Here is a 1,282-nt window from a genome sequence, read left to right as displayed (position 1 = left end):
CGCGAAATGGCCACCCTGCGTTGGGTGGCCATTTCGGTAATGGAAGTCCGGCGGTGTCCTACTCTCCCACAGGGTCCCCCCTGCAGTACCATCGGCGCTGAGAGGCTTAGCTTCCGGGTTCGGAATGTGACCGGGCGTTTCCCTCTCGCTATGGCCGCCGAAACACTATTGATGTTTCAGTCTGCACACAAACGATTGATTGTTTGGTGCGGTTCTCGACCGTACATCGAGAACCACTCAGTGGACGCAAGCACCTTGAACGGTGTGTTATCAAGTCATCGGCTTATTAGTACCAGTCAGCTGCACGTGTTGCCACGCTTCCACATCTGGCCTATCAACCCAGTAGTCTGGCTGGGAGCCTCTCGCCCGAAGGCATGGAAGTCTCATCTTGAGGCCGGCTTCCCGCTTAGATGCTTTCAGCGGTTATCCATCCCGAACGTAGCTAATCAGCGGTGCTCCTGGCGGAACAACTGACACACCAGAGGTTCGTCCAACCCGGTCCTCTCGTACTAGGGTCAGATCCTCTCAAACTTCCTACGCGCGCAGCGGATAGGGACCGAACTGTCTCACGACGTTCTAAACCCAGCTCGCGTACCGCTTTAATGGGCGAACAGCCCAACCCTTGGGACCTACTCCAGCCCCAGGATGCGACGAGCCGACATCGAGGTGCCAAACCATGCCGTCGATATGGACTCTTGGGCAAGATCAGCCTGTTATCCCCGAGGTACCTTTTATCCGTTGAGCGACAGCGCTTCCACAAGCCACTGCCGGATCACTAGTCCCGACTTTCGTCCCTGCTCGACCTGTCAGTCTCACAGTCAAGCTCCCTTGTGCACTTACACTCGCCACCTGATTGCCAACCAGGTTGAGGGAACCTTTGGGCGCCTCCGTTACTTTTTGGGAGGCAACCGCCCCAGTTAAACTACCCACCAGGCACTGTCCCTGAACCGGATTACGGTTCTAAGTTAGATATCCAGAGTGACCAGAGTGGTATTTCAACAATGACTCCACGGTAACTGGCGTCACCGCTTCACAGTCTCCCACCTATCCTACACAAGCCACACCGAACACCAATACCAAGCTGTAGTAAAGGTCACGGGGTCTTTCCGTCCTGCTGCGCGTAACGAGCATCTTTACTCGTAGTGCAATTTCGCCGAGTTCGCGGTTGAGACAGTTGGGAAGTCGTTACGCCATTCGTGCAGGTCGGAACTTACCCGACAAGGAATTTCGCTACCTTAGGATGGTTATAGTTACCACCGCCGTTTACTGGGGCTTAAATTCT

General features: G+C 55.0%; 2 rRNA genes. Both read right to left on the bottom strand.

The window, feature by feature from the left end:
* Nucleotides 1-45: 45 nt before the first annotated feature.
* Nucleotides 46-162: ribosomal RNA gene (gene rrf / locus ACFC1W_RS15975) — 5S ribosomal RNA — on the bottom strand.
* Between the two features lie 104 nt (nt 163-266).
* A 23S ribosomal RNA gene (locus ACFC1W_RS15970) occupies nt 267-1,282 on the bottom strand; the annotation flags it as partial.

Origin of the sequence: Microbacterium sp. NPDC056003 (assembly GCF_042274785.1) — a bacterium.
Taxonomy (GTDB): Bacteria; Actinomycetota; Actinomycetes; order Actinomycetales; family Microbacteriaceae; genus Microbacterium.
The sequence above is the reverse complement of the archived record's forward strand: the minus strand, read 5'-3'. Positions and strand labels throughout refer to the sequence as shown.